Source organism: Chryseobacterium endalhagicum (assembly GCF_016745235.1).
GTDB lineage: Bacteria > Bacteroidota > Bacteroidia > Flavobacteriales > Weeksellaceae > Chryseobacterium > Chryseobacterium endalhagicum.
The window spans coordinates 1,604,623-1,622,299 of sequence record NZ_JAELVM010000001.1 but is presented as its reverse complement, the minus strand read 5'-3'; the positions used below and the strand labels follow the sequence as shown (position 1 = coordinate 1,622,299).

The window sequence follows — 17,677 nt, the reverse complement described above, 5'->3', positions numbered from 1 at the left end:
CTTTTTATATAAAATTTATTTCCTATATTTTAGTTCAGAGCCAGATGGTAAGTACAAATTAATAACCCCAATAGTTGTTGGTAGAAAAAATCTCCATGCGTTTGGAATTTTTGCAGTTTGAGGACCTCCAGCTCCTCTACTTCTTTTGAGTTCATTGAATGCAGCCATAGGCACTGTTAAACAATCTTGTGCTGTTAAGACATACTTTCTTACACTAGCTGCTTTAGATGCTTTTTCCATCATAGCTTTATCTTCACTTGGACTACTGATAAGCGCTAAATTATTATCATAATTATGTTTATAACCAATATTAATTTTATTCGCCTTTTTTATAGCTTCACCCATACTTATATTCCCCAATGGTGTTCCTATATCTGCTCCAATTGCATCTCCATAAGCTCTTCCTTTTTCACCACCTGTTCCATTAAGTGAGTAATAATACCAACCATCCTTTTCATTTCCAATAATTACAGCTGCATGTCCTAACCCACCAACCGATTTACTATCATTTAAAAAGATAACATCATTCGGATTAACAAGATTACCTATTCCAAATTTTGAAAAGTCAAACTTAGCAAAGCTATATTCATTATTTTTAGGACTCATAAGTTTTCTAAATGCATCTCCTGCAGCTGCTCCCTCATAAACTTCTACATCATCCATATTTATAGATGGTCCACCGCCTGCTGCAATAGCTGTCTCCAACTGATCATAAATTCCTCCACCATTTCCCAAGCCTAGCCAGTTTGGATTGACGTTGCCATAATTCACTTCCGTATTAGATCCATCACCAGCCATCTTTAGTGAATTCATCGGCTTCATCCCATCCGGATCTATAAAACTTACAGGATTATTAAAGGCATAGTTATATGGAGAATATCTTCTCATAGCTTCAGCCAATGGATCTATTACGCCCCATCTGCCAATTTCTGCCATATACATTCTTGCCCCATAATCACTCCAGCCGGATTCTTTTTGAAGTTCTTTCCCATTATATCCATAATTGTAAGCAGGGTTTCCTTCTAAAATATTATAGCCTTCATGCTTTAAACCAAATGCATAATAATTGTTTTCTTCAAGAACTGCTATGCTGCCATCTGGTTTTTTAGTGTAGCTTAAACGTAAATTTCCCAAATGGTCTGTGTAGCTGTAAATATACTTATTATTTTCAAAATTATAATAGCCTTCCCCTGTAGGGACAAATCTTAAGGTGAGAGGAGCAGTTGCTGACAATCCCTGTGTCTCATACTGGAATCCATCAAGGTATTCCGTTGTTTTGGAAGTCTCTGTATTCTGCCTGCCCATCCCATAAGTGTAAATCTTTTTAAGCTTCGTTCCATCTGCCCTGTAGAAATATCTGGTATTCACATTATAGTCCCCATCTGTGGCTCTTGGCACAAAGGTCTTATCAAACTTTACATAATCAGGTTGATTAAAGAAATTATAATCAATCTGCAAAATGCCTTTATCAATATGATCTTTCATATTCCCGTTATCATCATAGGAAATAGGAGTTCCTGAACTGTCAGGATAACCGCTGTAATTCCCTGAGTCATCCGTAACGGTATTAAGCCTGTTTCCCGTGTAGGTATAGGTAAGATTATCAATTAGCTGTGCTCCCAGATCTCCTTTCCCTTTTCTCTGCAGGGAAGTGATATTTCCGTTCAGGTCGTACGTTAAGGTTTCATTAAAGAGCCCGTTTTGCGGAACAGAAGCTCCCGGCTCAGAATAGATTCCTTTTTTAAGCCTGTTCAGGGCATCATACTGGTAATTATACTGTCTTAAAACCTCATCTGTAGCGGTTTTCCATATTACTTCCGTTACATTCCCGTTGTATTTTCCTGTAGTGCCCTGCGTGGTATTCTGAGGATTGAAATACTTCATTTCATACCCGAAAAGCTTTGTTCCCAATGCAGCCGGATCATTAATTTTGGTCAATGCTCCACGGATGTCATACTGATAATCGATGCTTTCAAGCCCGCCGCCTACTTTTTTATTGGAAAGCTGGGAAAGCTCGTTATAGGTATTTTCTGTCAGAAGTTCTACAGGATTGCTGTCTACCTGATGACGGTGCTTTAAAACACGGTTCTGATTGTCAAAATCAAAACTTTGGGTAATCACCTTTTCGGTATCAGTACTGAGTCTCTTGTGATATACCTTCGTCTGTTTGGCCATTCCAACAAAATCCAGTTCTGATTCTGTTCTGGTAATTCCTCCAAGATGATTAATGCTGTACGTGCCTAATGCCCTTCCTTTTTTATCGTAATAGACATAATTTTTGGTCCAGTTATCATCTTCTATATTTTTTACAAGGCTTAGCGTAGGCATCGCCTGGGTATTTACGGAAGCATTCTGGGTATCGGTCATTACAGGCTCTCCCATTATGGTGGAAGGAAAAGCAGGATTGAAGCTGTAAGACGGATACGTGTCGTAGTAATTGATACTTAAAAGCTGCACCAGACTGGCGGGAAGAGCCCTGTTGGTATAAAAGACAGGCATTCCGCTTATGGTAAAGGAGCCGGCAGCCCGTATCTCGAATGTATATGCAGCATTTGTAATACTGGTTTGGAGACTCTGTCTTGTAGCTGTATTATTCGTAAGAGCAGTTAAAATGATTCTTCCAAACTGGTCATATTTAGTCAGTATCCATTGATTTTTGGCTTTAAGATTGGCATCCTGGCTCATCACCAACTGGTCTGCCTTATTGTATATCATATACTCCCAGCCTTTGCCCGGAACTTTTTTCTCTACCAGTCTTCCCAGCCCGTCATAGCGGTACTGGTAACACAGTTGGTCCAGTATCGTCTGATCCGGAGCCGAAGCCCCTACAGCCAACGGAGAAATCACATACACCAGCTGACCATATTCATTGTGGAGATAATAGGTATCTACATTCTGGGTGCCGTCATTTTTTCGTACCAGGATGGTCTGTCCTTTTCCGTTTTTGAATTCCGTGGCTATATTGCCATCCGGATCGGTAACGGAAGTTTTCATCAGCTGGTTGGCCGCATAAGAGCCTGAAAGAGATATGGCGGAATTCGTTCTCGCTTCTGTCCATGTCGTCGTGATCCCATATTTCTTTACTTCATTGGCTGCATTGGTACCGTAAGCCATATTGGAAGGTTTCTGGGACCAATCCGTTCCCACCGGAACCACCTGGTTCACCCTTGTTGTAAACAGGTCGTCAAAGCGTTTTTCGGAATAGATCTTTTCACTTCCGTACCCGGCAGATGCTGCATTCGCAAGCGGGTTGGTATAGATGGCTCCGTTCGCTGTTCCTGACTGAGGAACCGGAAGGTAGCTTTTCGCCTGTCTTCCTTTGGCATCATATTCTATAGGAACCACAACGTCTCTTCCAAGCGGAGTCGCTTTAATGGCCACTGACTGTACGGGTCTCCCCAATCCGTCAAAATACTGCACAGATTCTGATTTTTTAGTACAGTCTCCATCCAGACAGCTTTTGGTATAAATGTAATTCTCTGACGTACTGAGATTCGTTTGAGCGAAAACAGTACTTATTGAAAAGAGAAGAGTGAAGAGTGAAAAATTTCTTTTCATCCTTAGTTTTTCAGTTTTCATGGTTAATTTTTCATTATTTGTGTTCATTTGTTCAGTTTTAATTTTGAGGTTTTGATGCTTGATACCAGCATACTGATAAGCTCATTGATGTATTTGGATAATTCTTCAAAGCGTCCCGTATCGATATAATGGGTACCATGCAGAAGTTCAAGCCAATAACAGGTTTCGTTAGCTTCCTTCAGCGAAATGGACAGCTTGCTGATAAAGTCTGCTCTGCTTTGGGCAAATTCTGCTTCACGGATTAATGCGCCAACAGCTGTTCCGCTGCGTAGCAACTGTTTTGACATGACAAACTCTTTGGATTCGGTTAACCTTTTGTATTGCTCAACGATATGAATACTGAAAGCAAAACTCTTATCTTTCAACACACTTTTACTTTTCATTTTTAGTTCTTCACTTATCACTCTCAATGTTTGTAGTTATACTGGTTCTCCTGCAATACTTTTCCATCGGCGTCTTTTACCTGGATCAATCGGCCCGCTTTATCATAAATATTGACGGTTCTGATGCCATTCGCTGATATAGACTGGGTAACTCCAATTAAAGGATCATAAGTGGTTGCCGTAACCCCGAAATTTTTAAGAGCCGGATCTTTTCTCAGGTTTTCCAGAGCCAGCAATAACGCAGGTTCATTAGCCGGATTTTCACGGTCCGCATTGGATGCATTTATAGCAGCCGTTACTGTGGCAAGGGATGATACCTGGGCATAAGATGCCCCTGAAATCACAGCAATCGGCATGGTCTTATTATATCCCCAAATAGTTGTTGTTGGTACTCCATTCTTCCCGGTAGCCTGTACCAGATTTCCGGTGTTGTCATACACATCCAGCGTAGAAGCGGTAAAAGGGCTTTGGGTCTGTCTGTTATAGCTGATGACAGAACTCGGATACACATTGGAGGAATTGTCGAATTTGGTTTCAGATTTTCCGATGGTTTTACCCGCTTCCTTAACTTCTGTTTCCAGCAGGACTCCCGTCATATTAGCCGCCAGAAGTTTCGTGTGGTTCTTATCCTGGGCATATTGATAGAAAGTTTCAGTCACTGTTCCGTCTGCAGCAGTAGTTTTTGAAGAGGAAGGCTTGTAATTATCCGATCTTACATTATTTTCACTTGAAGTTTGCAGAAAAGAGGCTGCAGATCCGAAAGGATAAGCTATGGAAGTGCTCTTTGTCTTGCTGATAAATGCTGTTTTGGAATAAAATCCTTCATCGGTCTGATAATCCAGATTGTCAGCAATGCCAAAGGTGTATTCGTAATCATCTTTTCCCAGAAGCTGGTTGGTTTCACTATACATTTCCTTTTTCTCCAGGATCCCTGATCTCAAGAGGTTGTAGTAAGGCTGGAAATCAACGGTATTACCATTGACCGTCGTCTGATACGATGGATAATCCTTATCGAGCTTGAAATAATATTTTGCGTATCCATTTCCCGAACCGTCCGTTACTTTTACATTTTTGAACATCACTTTACCGTCACGGGAAGTATAGCCGCTTGAAGTGTTGGAAATGGCAAAATCATCATATTTGTATGAAATTTCCTTCACCGGTGTACTGCTGTTGATATCATTAAACCTTTTGATGGAACGTATTCTGTATGATGCTTGTGAAATTCCGTTCCAATACGGTCCAGGGACTGTTTTAAGTTCCTGCAGATCAAAAAATACCTGTCCGTGTCTTAATGGTACATTGACGGTTACGGTATATTGTCCGGGATAATTATAAAATCTTACATGCCCTCCTTTTTGATTGGTTGTAAGGACTTCACTTCCTCTTTTCAGCGTATAATTAATTCGTTTATTTTCGGGTACCGGAGGTAGTAAAATGGGCTCTCCGGTATTAGGATCAACATCAGTATATGCTTCTGAATAATTCACCCAGAAAGGGATCTTCTTTAAAGGATCACCGGGAATTGTAAAAGAATAAGTGAGTGTTTGATTGGTATTAAACTCAAAAGTAGAGAATGTCTCTTTATTCTGTATACAGGAGTTTACATAGTCCATTGCTAAAGACGCAAGATAAGCCTCAGAATTCATATCTGCATAAATATCTGAGCCTTCGTAGACATACTCTGTCTTCCCTTTTGTTGGATAAATAATTTTGTTGAGGATTCCCGGAGGACTAATGATCCCGCTTCCATAACATGGTAAACTTGCCGGAGTTTCCAAACTAAGAGGATTGTAAAGCATGGCTGTTTCTTCAATAACATTCTGCCCGTCCATTTTCTTTATTTTGTCCAACTGTCTTCTTTTATGGGTAGCGTTTCCAGGATAAGGTGGAATAGGATAAGAATATTCAAAAGCATACTCTGCAACTTTCCCATAAAAATTATTCAGCAGTACTTTTTTAATGCTGTAAGGGTCATTCATGGTTTTCTCCAGGGCCTGGTCGTAGTCATAAACGATCTCAATATTCCCGGATGCGGTATTAATTTTCTGAAGGTGGCAGCTTTTATAAAGCAGCGTGGCATTATCTGTGTCGTATTTGGTTGTTTTCTGATAGGTGAAATTAGCCGTTTCTACCCCATCAGCACCCGTAATGCGGGTAAGGAAAAAAGCTGATTTGTATTCCAGTCCCCAAAGTCCTCTGCTTTCATAAGAACTATCATAGCCTACCGCTGTAGAATAGTCGTTAAAATAATAGGTGCTGCCATCGTCATCGGTGATGGTAAAGGAATCAACAACCAATGTAGCGGTGTTGCTGTCTCTGGTATAAGCTATTTTCACATGGTTCAGAGGGGAAAGATCTACAATTCTGAAGGTGTTCTGTACGGTATCCCTTTCTATTTTAAACTTCCCTGAAAATCCCGGAAGATTATAATAATATTCATCATCAAAAGCATTTTTTTCATAATGAGGATTAGCCGTATTCTGAAATGCTTCATCCAATAAACCTCCGTTGATCTTTCTGGAGATAACTCCACCTTTGAAGATGGACCATCCTGCTCCGGATTCTCCCGCAGGCTCATCCTGAGAAACGTTCAATGGATTATAATTCAGCTGCAACCCAAAGCCTGAACCTCCATATCCTGAAATACTGAGTAATGGTATCGAAATTTCCGGTATGCCTAATGCCAGTGACGGCGGATTATCCGTAAAATCAGCAAGAGAAGTAAGGGAAGGAACCGGATTGGAGCTATCTCCAAAATTAACTCCCTGAAACTGGTGCTGTGCCTGTAAAGTAAGATTTAAGCCTACAAGACTGATAAGGCACATGTATATTTTTTTCATCTTTGTTTTATTTCTTAATTAATTTGGCACTAGCCGTTTTGTTCGTGTCTGTTTTTATCGTCACCAAGTAAGCCCCCTGAATTAAATTCTGGGTATTAATCTTAGTCACTTTATTCTTCGTTTTCAGGCTCTGAAGCTGTCTTCCACCCATGTCATACAACAGGATGTCTGCCTCTTTGAAATCAAAGCCAATTTCCACATAAGCATACTCTGAAACCGGATTCGGATAAATTTTAATGTCTTGTTTTTCAATCAGCTTATTGATTTGACTGTCACCCAACTTTACAATTTTCCAGTTCTCTTTTCCTAATTCTTCTGCACTGGTTCCGGCAAGGATAATAGAACCGTCTCTGTTCAGCTTAATATCTGATAACCGTTCCTCTTTTTTGGCGGATTCTCCTTTGACATGTTTCCTCCACTGCTCATTACCCTCCTGATCCAGATACAGCATCCAAAACTTTTCATCGTCCGACTCAATACGTCCCTCGGCTTGGGTGTAACCTCCCAGTAAAATTCCTTTTGTAAAGTCTTGATTCTTGGCTCTTGAATCCTGGCTCTGAATCACACTTGCTCCCATCAGAATATCGCGGTTCCCAAAATTGTAAGATTTCTGCCAGATTTCTTCGCCTCTTTCGTTAAGTGAAATCAACCACAGATCAGTTCCTTCTTCAATCCCTACCGTTTTGTTTCCTGATTTTTCTGATCTGGATTCTCCTCCAATTAAATATCCTGAGGATGTTAAAGCCAATGTTCTTACGTGATCATCCCCTTTTCCACCGAAATTCTTTTCCCACTCTACTTTTCCTTCTTTGGAAAGCTTTACGATCCAGTAGTCACCTTCGCCGTAGTTATCTGTAGATTTCGGGGTGCGGGATACGGGATACGCGGTAGCACCAGCCGTTTTATCAACGGACCCTGAAGCCCGAACCTCGGAACTCCTCGAATAGATCCCTAGCAATGCTCCTCCATCTTTCGTTGGGATTATTTTCTCCACTTCATCAAGACCTTTTCCACCCAAAATGGTTTCAGAAAGAATTTTTCCGTTCTTGTCAAGTTTAGTGATCAGAACATCTTTGGAACCATAACCACTAGTTCCCTGAGGCTCTCGAAGGGAACTTTGTTTATTTCCGGCCACAACAAATCCAAAATCTGTAGTCTGGATAACAGATCTGGCTTCCTCATCTGAAGAAGTTCCCAGAGTTTTCTGCCAAAGCTCATCCCCAAATTCATTGATTCTGATCAGCCAGATATCCGAGCCTCCTTTTGAATCTTCTTTTTTATCTAAACCTTTTCCTGAGTAGGAAGTTCCTGCAATCAAAAATCCTCCTTCCTGCGTAGCGACAGAAGCGGAAATATAATCATGGTTCTGTCCTGAGAAATATTTTTCCCAAATCCCCTCACCTTGTTGGTTAAGCTTGACTAAATGAAAATCATAGCCATTATTCTGCTTACTTGCTGTTCCCTGAGGCTCTCGAAGGGAACCTGCCTGAATAGAGCTACCAGTTATCAGATACTGCTGATCAATCGTCGTCGTTATCTGGCTTAGAAAATCCTGTGTAGAAGATTTGATGTCCTTCTGCCACAATACTTCCTGAGCAGACAGCCCAAGAAGTGTGCACATCGTCAATGCACTCATGTAGAGTTTTCTCATTTGTTTTTGTTTTTTATTTTTAAAATTCTGCAAATTTAATACTTTTTAACAGATATTAAATTCCCATTAAAAAGATTTAATATGAATTTTATCACGGGAAGATTTAATTCCTTGCTTTAACTGCTAATTTATGACAGCAAAGCGACAGAACATGTCGTATTAAAATGGACGTAAAAATTTATGCTTAAAACAAGATGATGAGATATTGAATCTTATTGGGATAATTAGAAATCCGGGAACAAAAAAAAGAGAAGATGCAATTATTTAAAAAACAATAATTTACAAATTCTCTTTTATTAAAAAGTGACCGCGGAGGGATTCGAACCCCCAACCCTCAGAGCCGAAATCTGATATTCTATCCAGTTGAACTACGCAGCCTGTTTCATAAGCCATGAATACTTCCAATTCATCTGTTGCTATGATTTAAGACTGCGAAAATACTGATTTTTTTACAATTTATAAAGGACTGCAAAGTTTAATTCTAATAATTATTTACAGGACTGCAGAATGATCCGCTGAAAATAATATCCGACAAAAGAAACAGTCTCGGGACAAACATTTAAAGGTCAGATCTTTAATAACAAAATATGTAACATTCAAAATAAAATTCAGACCTATACAGGAAACATAAGATACATTTCACAGATCAAAAAATTATGAGAAATAAAATTTTGTCAGCCCTTCTATTTTTCTGGACAGCCACACTTTTCGCCCAGAATAAGGCCGTTAATGATGAGTATGCCAAAGCAAAAGAAATCGTCAGAGATCTGGATTCCATTGTGTCTCCTAACGGTATTCAGGAAAGTTATCCTGTTATCATAGGAAATATAAAACAGCAGGTATATGTAAGAGGGCAGAATAAAGAAAACCCGGTTATCCTGTTTGTGCATGGCGGTCCGGCTTCGCCTGTAAGTCCGGTGATGTGGATGTTTCAGAGGCCCATTGAAGAATATTTCACGGTGGTCAACTACGATCAGAGAGCAGCGGGAAAGACCTACGCGATTAATGATACCGTTAATTTAGGGAAAACCATCCATATTGATCAGTATGTAAAAGACGTTATTGAGCTCGCGGAGTATATTGAGAAAAAATATAAGAAGAAAAAAGTCATATTGATGGGCCACAGCTGGGGAACTATCGTTTCTATGCATGCGGCTTTGAAAAGACCTGATTTATTTTATTCATATGTTGGGATCGGGCAGATCATCAATACGAAAGATAACGAGCGGTTAAGCGTTGAATATGCTATGAAAGAAGCCATCCGTTTAAAAAATGATACCGCCGTCAAAGAATTGAAATCCATTGCTCCATATCCCGGAAACCAGCCGGTAACAAGAGAAAGAATTATCATTGCCAGAAAATGGCCGCAATACTATGGCGGGCTTACTGCATTCAGGAATGACTCAAGGTATTACTTTCAGGCCCCTCTCCTCTTCTCAGAATATTCGGAAAAGGATCTTGACGCTCTTGGCGGAGGAAGTCTTTTTACGTTGAAAAGGCTCTTACCTGAGTTTTTAAATGTTGATTTTAAAGGCATAAAAAGCTTTCCGATCCCCGTTTTTATGTTTATGGGACGTCATGACTACACCACACCTTCCGAACCCACCACTGCCTGGCTGCGAAATGTAAAAGCACCTGCCAAAAAAGGAATCTGGTTTGAAAATTCCGCTCATCTTATTCCCTGGGAAGAACCCGGAAAAATGCTGGTTACCTTATTAAATGATGTTCTCCCAACGGTCACAGACAAAAAATAAAACACAACAGCTATAAAACAAAAAAACCTTACATCCTGAAAATGTAAGGTTTCTATTTTTATTGAGTTATCCTGAGCTTAGAAAGTAATTTTCACCCCTCCCAGAACCTGTGCTCCCAGGACTTTATAGCCTTTGTACGTCTGGTAATTAGAGTTCAGAAGGTTGTTTCCGATGGCAAAAACACTGAAGTTCTTATGGAATTTATATTCTGCAGAAAGGTTTAGGTCTGCATAGCCTCCTACTTTGTCATTCCTGTTTTCTGTAGACTGATACACCAGATCCGGGTTGGCGACTCCTTCAAGCGCAAAAGAATTGGTTGTCCGGTCACTGGCAAAAATTCCCTGGAATCCTAACAGCAGCTTTTTATCAAGCATTGTATATTTCGCCCCGATACTTGCGTTCACCAAAGGAACATTGTAAATATCTTCGTAATTTTTAAGATCAAATTTTCTGAATCTTACTTCCCCGTCCAAAACCAGGTTTTCAAGCGGGAAATACTGTACACTCCCTTTAATATCGCTTACATTTCCGTCATCATAAACCGCTGAGAATGTATTCGCAAAATTGTAGGCAGAACGGTTCAGCGTAAAGGTGTTATCCAATAGGTTATTTCCCTGGAAGAACATAATATTCTTCATCTTTCCATACCCTGCAGAGAAATCATATTTGAATGTTTCATCAATATCCCCTCTCAAACCTGCATAAAAGTGATACTGGGTCTCAGTAGGTCTTAAAAACTGGTCAGAAAGAATGAATGGATTCGCCTGCAGAAGATCTCCATACGTATTCAGCTTCAGACCTCCGTCTACCCCACCATAGAATTTGAATTCTTTAGCCGCAGCAAACTGGAATTCTGCCTGCGGGAACCAATAGGTTTTATTGTTTTTCACTTCCCCTCCAAGCGGAGTGTTTGAATTTTTAGCATTCAGGAAAGAAAATGTAGATCCTAACATTAAATAGGAATCTCCTTTTCTGAATGTTACTTTAGGATCCAGTGTCGTATTAAAGAAATTGGATGAGTTTTTGTCTGCTATGGCAAATTCCGTTTTCACAGCTTCCAATCCTACTCCCAGATCAGCATTTAAATTGATACCGGATTTTCCGATCTCCACCGCATGCTTGGAAAGATTCGCCAAAATGGACACCTGATTTTCCTGAGCATCAAAATGATCTTTCAGGAACGATGATTTTACCCTTACATCATTTAAAATTTCATTGGAATAAAAATCATAATATCCATTCACTTTGAACTGATTCACTCTCTGCTTCAGATCAACATCCGCAGAAGGTTCCAGCGCATAGATTCCGTAATATCTGTTATTATCAAGTCCGTATTGGGCATTCAGATTGAATTTTCCTTTTTCACCATATGAATTCAGGTAGGCTCCAATTGATGTAGAGCTCTGCTTGGAATCCCATGCATATTCTTTTTTCAGTCCCAGTGTAGAAAGGAAATGGAAATCTGCCCCTACTTCCAGCTTGTTGTCAAGTGTTTTCGAAATATTGGCATCTGCAAGAATTTTCCCGTAATTACCCATTCCGAACTGCAGATAATTATTCTGAGCCGTTCCTTCAAATTTCGGAGTCACATCCTGTCCCTGAATGGTGGAAGTTTTAAAATCCGAAACCGCAGGCACATCCGTAATGGTATATTTTACAGGGTTCTGGGATTTCTCTTCCGGCGGATAATTCTTAATGGTTTCCACAGAGGTTTTCTTCTTCTCGATCTTCTTCACCTCCGGTTCCCGCTTCTTGTTAAGAATCAGCTTTTCCTCCTTGATCTGGGAAAACGCAAACTGCGAAAACCCTAAAAATAATATGGATAATAATTGAATTTTTCTGTTCATGTCTATAATTTGTATTAATGCAAAATGCAGGATATTTCATACCTTACACTTTACATTGTACACTGTACATTTTACTTCTTAATCTGCTTTTTCACCTCTTTTGCTTCTGCTACGATCTCCGGGAAATCTTTATAGTTCTCGATGATCTGGTCGCAGGTATAACTCGCCTGGTAATTATCTTTAAGGCCTACATAGTTCTTAGCCATCAGTACCAGAGCTTTGGCACCCCAATAATCTTCTGATGCATAATTGTTGGCCAGTTTAAAGATCGTCTCATTCGAAGACTTGAACGCCTTTCCTTTATTCTGATAATAAGCTTTTGCATAAAGAGCTTCCGCTGCTACAGAGGTATTGGATGATTTTTCAAGAGAAACGTATGCAGACTGTGCATCCTTGTCTTTGCCTGAGTTCATCAGGCTTCTCGCTTTGATCACTTTCGCAGTTTCAATAACTGCAGCTGAGTTTTTCGTATTGGCAATCACTGCATCAGCCAGTTTTTCAGCCTGGGAGAAGTTTTTCTCACTGGCATAGATCTTCATCAGCTCTACATTGGCATAATTTCTAATGCCGATGTCAGAAGAATTCTTGATGTTTTCAAGATATTTTTTCGCTTCGGCGGTATTACCCTGTGCTACAGAGATCTGGGCCAGACGAGTCTGTGCATCATCCTGGTAATCATTCTGCACAGCGGCTACCTCCTGCAGAACAAGAAGTGCTTTTGTGGCGTTATTCGTCTGATAATAGCTTTCTCCCAACTCGTATTTAGCCTGATAAAGACCTTCTCCGGTAGGATTCTGCGTCAGATATTTTTCGTAGTAAGAAATAGCGTTTTTGTAATCTTTCTTCGTGAAATACTGCTTCCCGGTAGAAAGGTTGATCTCATCGATCTCCGCGGCATCCACATTCACCCCGATATTTCTGGCAAAGTTTTCATATCCGGAAACGTCTCCGTTTTTCGTGAAGATCGGTTTTGCGGCCTGAACAATTTTCGCGGCATACGCTGTATTTTTATACTGCTCTCCTAAAGATTTAAGCTCAGAAAGGGCTTTATCACTCTGGTTCTGATCAATATAATTCTGCGCTCTGTAAATAGAGGCATTCGCAATAAGATCTTTGTCCGAAGAGGTTTTAATTACTTTGGCAAAAGCATCGTTGGAATTGGCAAAATCATCCTGCGCTGCATAAGCCGTTCCCATTTCATACTGGGCATCGTCATAATATTCAGAGGATGGATATTTGGATAAAAGATTTTTTAAATTGTTGATCTTCGCCTGTGTATCACCCTTAAACCCTAAAGCCATCGCTTTCTGGTATAAAGTATAATCTGTGGCATCTTCATTCTTATCATAAATGGCAATCGCCTCGTTCAGGTCGTTATTCGCATAGTGAATATCTGCCAGACGAAGTTCCGCATCATTTTTGAATTCAGGTTTCGGATTGCTCAGGTACTGCTTGAAGTACGTCTGCGCCTGATCGAATTTTTTAGCTTTGAAATAAGCGTAGCCTAAATCATAAGGCAGCTGCTGTTTCTCAGGGAAGGTTTCATTAAGAAGCTTTTCATAGCGGGCAATGGCAGACGGATAATTCCCTTTCTGGTAATACACCTGTCCAAGCCAGTATAAAGCCCTGTTATAAAATTCTTTGTTGATATTAAATCCTAAACTTCTCAGGAAGTACGTTTCCGCCTCATCATAATTTCCTTTGTTGAATTCTTCCGTTCCCAATAAGTAAGAAACCTCCTGATCCACTTTATTGATCTCAGGAGTGGAATTCTGAAGTCTGTCAATCGCGTTCAGGGTCTCTTTATAGTTCCCTGAATACAGATAAGATTTCACAAGAAGTGATCTCATTTCCGGAGCGTTGGCATCATTCTGATTGTCGTTGATATAACTTTGAATTACCCCCGAAGCACTTTCAAACGGGTTTCCGATATCGTAACTCAGTTTTGCGTACTGTTCGTGGGCTAATTTTTTAACTTTGGCATCATAATCCATCTGGTAAGAAGAACGGAAGGCAGAAAGGGCTTCCTGCTTTTTATCTACTGCCAGATAGGCATTTCCCAACTGATAATAAGCATTCTGAGCCAGTGCCGAGTTGCTGTTGACAAGCTGGTTGTAATAAGAAACCGCTTCATCATATTTTTTAAGCTGTGCAGCGACAAATCCCATTTCATAAAGGTCATTTTCAGAAGGATTCTGCTGTACATTCAGATAGTCTTTTAAGTGAGGATAGGCTGAATTATAGTCATTTTTCATGAAATAACTCTCCCCGATGATCTTGTGAACCTCTGCTTTATAGGAATCAGAAATATCTTCGTTCAGAAGCGCGGTTCCTTCCGTAATCGCCTGATCATAATTCTTGTCGTTGTAATACATCTGCACATAGTACGGACGCACCAGTTTCGAGAATTTCGGCTGGTCTTTTACGGAATCAAAATACTGAAATGCCTTATCACTCTGTCTGTTCGAGTAATAAAGGTGGCCCAGCATATAGGCAATATCGCCTTTTTGAGATTCATCTGCTGTTTTGTAAGCTTCTTCCAGGGCATCTGTCGCGCCTTTGGTATCACCCATCATGAATTTGGCATAGCCCAGTTTCAGAATATACTGTGTATTTTCTTCTTTTGAAAGCTGATACTGATTCACTTTTTTCAAGGTTTCCAACGCTTTTTCGAAATCTTTTTTAGCCAGATAGTAATCCGCCAGAGGAAGATTGGCCTGGGCAAAATAAGCAGAATTTGGATACTCTTTCATGAAGGCTGTTAACCCTTCCTCCGCATGATTTTTCTGCAGAATCACCCCGATCACGTTATCAAAAAACTGTGCTGCCTCTTTTCTGGATTTAGACAAGTTCTGATTATAGAAATACTGTCTTGCATATTCGAACTGGGAAGCATTGTATATTTTGGTCTGATAGAGATTTTCTGCGAGATTGAATCTGTAATTTTCTTTCTGTGTAAAGTACTGTGACTGTTGTGCTTCGGAAACTCCGAAATAAAGCACTGCAGCTGAGAGAAGGATTTTTTTTGAATTCATTCTTTTTTTGAATAAAAAAATTAGTCTATATAAGTTAACGAAAATATTAAAAACTTATTGTTTAAGCAAGTTTTAAAAGGTTTAATACTCTAAAATACCTATTGAAGACATTTCACCATTCCATGATAAAAATTGATTACTTTAGCATTTTAAAAACTGAAGTCGTATCAATATAGAATTATCATAGAAATATTTTGAATTAATCCTTTTTCTACAGCAGCTAAAAACATACCATAACATGAAAATTAAGATACTTTTAGCATTAATATTTGTCAATCTGATGCACGCCCAGAAGTTGTACTTCCCAAAAACAGCAGTAGCAGACTCTACGGTTCTGGAGAAACAAATACCATTGCTTGCCACAAAACTGATGGCCCAGCCGCAATTGCAGAAACTCAAAAAAACCAACCGGCTTGCCTTCACAGACAACCTGTACCGCCTGCAGATCCTTGCCGGAGAGTATAAAAAGTCTGTCGCTACCCTATCCGATTACCGGAAAGAATTTGCGGATCACAATATGGCGGGAAATAAATTCATTGTTCATGAATTTTACAGTCTGGCCAAACTGAATGAAGAAAAAGACAAAATTCCTTTTCCTGAAGCGCTTCAAAAAGCATTCAATAAAAAATATGAAAGCCTGTCCGACCAGCTGACCGCCAAAGTAGGTATCGCTGTGGATGGTGACGTTCGGGATTCAAAAAGAATCATGACGGAAGCGCTCAATAAGCAGAAAGATAAGGACAGCATAGATTACGCTTCGGCTCTGGCTTTATGCAAAAGCTACCTGAACTATAAAACCTATTCAAGACTAAAGCCTCAGATCACGCAGCTAGTTGCTGCAAAGGACCAGGAAAAGTTTATCATCGAAACAAAAGATATTAAAACAAAAAACGGAAATACCCTGACCATTACCATTGTCAGAAAAAAGGAAAATACGTCTCCCCTTCCGGTTATTCTTACCAATAATATCTACGCAGGCGAGATTGATCTTTATTTCGGAAAAAGAGCAGCCGTTTACAATTATGTAGGTGCTGTAGTGAATACCCGCGGTAAAAGAACCAGTAATGACGAGAACAATCCCTTCGAGCATGAATCTCAGGATATTTATGAAGTGATCGATTGGGTAAGCAAACAACCCTGGAGCAACGGCAAAGTCGGAATGATCGGCGGAAGTTATCTGGGCTTCAGCCAGTGGGCAGCTGTGAAAAAATTGCATCCGGCCTTAAAGACCATTGTTCCTCAGGTTGCGGTAGGAATCGGCATAGATTATCCCGCACAGAACAATATATTCATGAGCTATATGCTGCAGTGGATCCAGTATGTAACGAACAATAAGCTGACGGATGAAGCTGGTTTCAATAATTTCGCCCAATGGGAATCTGTATTCTCCGAATGGTATAAAAGCGGAAAATCATTCCGGTCTCTGGACACCATAAGCGGTAAACCCAGCAAGATATTTCAGAGATGGCTGGATCATCCGGGATATGATGAATACTGGCAGAAAATGGTTCCTTACAAAGAAGATTTCGCGAACATCAATATTCCTGTTTTAACGACTACGGGATATTATGATGACGACCAGATCGGGGCGATGTCTTATTTTAAATCGCATCATCTGTATAACAAAAATGCTAATCATTATCTGGTCATTGGTCCGTATAATCACGGCGGTGCCCAGAGCTTTGGATTTACTTCCGTTAGCGGAACTACGATAGATCCTGTAGCCAGAATAAGCATTGATGACCTTGCTTTTTCGTGGTTTGATTATACCCTGAAAGACGGTAAAAAACCGGCCCTTTTAAAAGACAGGATTAATTTCCAGGTGATGAGCACCAATACATGGAAACATGCTCCCACTCTTGAAAAAATGCATAACTCAACGGTTAAATTTTATCTTCAGGATCATAAAAACGCACCATCGGTTTTCAAACAGCCTTCAGGCAAAAGCTTTGTGACCCAAACCGTTGATTTCAAAAACCGTGATCAGAAAGAAACCTATCATAAAGTAAGCAAAATTGATAGTGTAAAAACCACAAACTCTGTTTATTTTGAAAGTGAGATTTTGGATAAAGACCTTATCATGAGTGGAAATCCGGGCGGGTTCTTCAATGTTTCGATCAATAAAAAAGATTTTGATACGGAAATGTCTTTGTACCAGATCCAGCCGGATGGCAAGACCTTTTTACTGTCTACCCACATGGTAAGAGCCAGCTATGCAAAAGACAATGAAAAGCGGCAGCTTCTTACGCCTGGGAAAACAGAGCAGATCCCGATCAAAAATTCAATATTCATGAGTAAGAAAATCGTAAAGGGAAGTAAACTGGTTCTGCTTGTGGGTGTCAACAAAAACCCGAACTGGCAGATCAATTACGGTTCAGGAAAGGATGTCAGCGATGAGACGATCAAAGATTCGGGTGAGCCGCTGGAAATAAAATGGTACAACGACAGTTATGTGGAAATACCTATTTATCAAGAATAAAGGCATTTAAATGATCTACTGTCAGTATTTTTAACTAATATTACGATGACGGATAACATCAAAATAAAAAATCATTACATTTGCTTTTTTTCAAACTCAAATAAAA

General features: G+C 39.9%; 8 protein-coding genes and 1 tRNA gene. 2 read left to right on the top strand and 7 right to left on the bottom strand.

Translation table 11 applies throughout. The annotated features are described in order from the left end of the window. Positions 1-15: 15 nt before the first annotated feature. The 5 genes from JET18_RS07055 to JET18_RS07035 form a co-directional block, all read right to left on the bottom strand. On the bottom strand, positions 16-3,606 hold the full coding sequence (locus JET18_RS07055) for a DUF6443 domain-containing protein (RefSeq protein ID WP_202089913.1): 3,591 nt from the start codon (positions 3,604-3,606) through the stop codon (positions 16-18). Beyond that, positions 3,603-3,962, bottom strand: a complete 360-nt coding sequence (locus JET18_RS07050; RefSeq protein ID WP_202089912.1) for a four helix bundle protein — start codon at positions 3,960-3,962, stop codon at positions 3,603-3,605. Before JET18_RS07050 ends, JET18_RS07055 begins: the two co-directional genes overlap by 4 nt. 23 nt (positions 3,963-3,985) lie before the next feature. Beyond that, complete coding sequence (locus JET18_RS07045; protein WP_202089911.1) at positions 3,986-6,805, bottom strand: hypothetical protein; 2,820 nt, start codon at positions 6,803-6,805, stop codon at positions 3,986-3,988. A gap of 7 nt (positions 6,806-6,812) precedes the next feature. Beyond that, positions 6,813-8,456 (bottom strand): T9SS type A sorting domain-containing protein, encoded by a 1,644-nt coding sequence (locus JET18_RS07040; RefSeq protein WP_202089910.1) that lies wholly within the window; start codon positions 8,454-8,456, stop codon positions 6,813-6,815. Positions 8,457-8,760: 304 nt separating this feature from the next. Next, positions 8,761-8,834 (bottom strand) — tRNA-Arg (locus JET18_RS07035). A 278-nt stretch (positions 8,835-9,112) separates the two neighbouring features. Here JET18_RS07035 and JET18_RS07030 point away from each other — a divergent pair. Then, positions 9,113-10,210: an alpha/beta hydrolase gene (locus tag JET18_RS07030; protein ID WP_202089909.1), complete on the top strand. Its 1,098-nt coding sequence runs from the start codon at positions 9,113-9,115 to the stop codon at positions 10,208-10,210. A 77-nt stretch (positions 10,211-10,287) separates the two neighbouring features. On the opposite strand, the gene JET18_RS07025 is transcribed toward JET18_RS07030, so the two are convergent. Both JET18_RS07025 and JET18_RS07020 read right to left on the bottom strand, forming a co-directional pair. Continuing rightward, positions 10,288-12,057 (bottom strand): TonB-dependent receptor, encoded by a 1,770-nt coding sequence (locus JET18_RS07025; RefSeq protein ID WP_202089908.1) that lies wholly within the window; start codon positions 12,055-12,057, stop codon positions 10,288-10,290. A 71-nt stretch (positions 12,058-12,128) separates the two neighbouring features. Continuing rightward, positions 12,129-15,092, bottom strand: coding sequence for a tetratricopeptide repeat protein (locus JET18_RS07020; RefSeq protein ID WP_202089907.1), 2,964 nt, complete (start codon positions 15,090-15,092; stop codon positions 12,129-12,131). A 238-nt stretch (positions 15,093-15,330) separates the two neighbouring features. On the opposite strand from JET18_RS07020, the gene JET18_RS07015 reads away from it, so the two are divergent. Beyond that, entirely contained in the window at positions 15,331-17,571 is a 2,241-nt protein-coding gene (locus JET18_RS07015) for a CocE/NonD family hydrolase (protein ID WP_202089906.1), read from the top strand. Positions 17,572-17,677 lie beyond the last annotated feature (106 nt).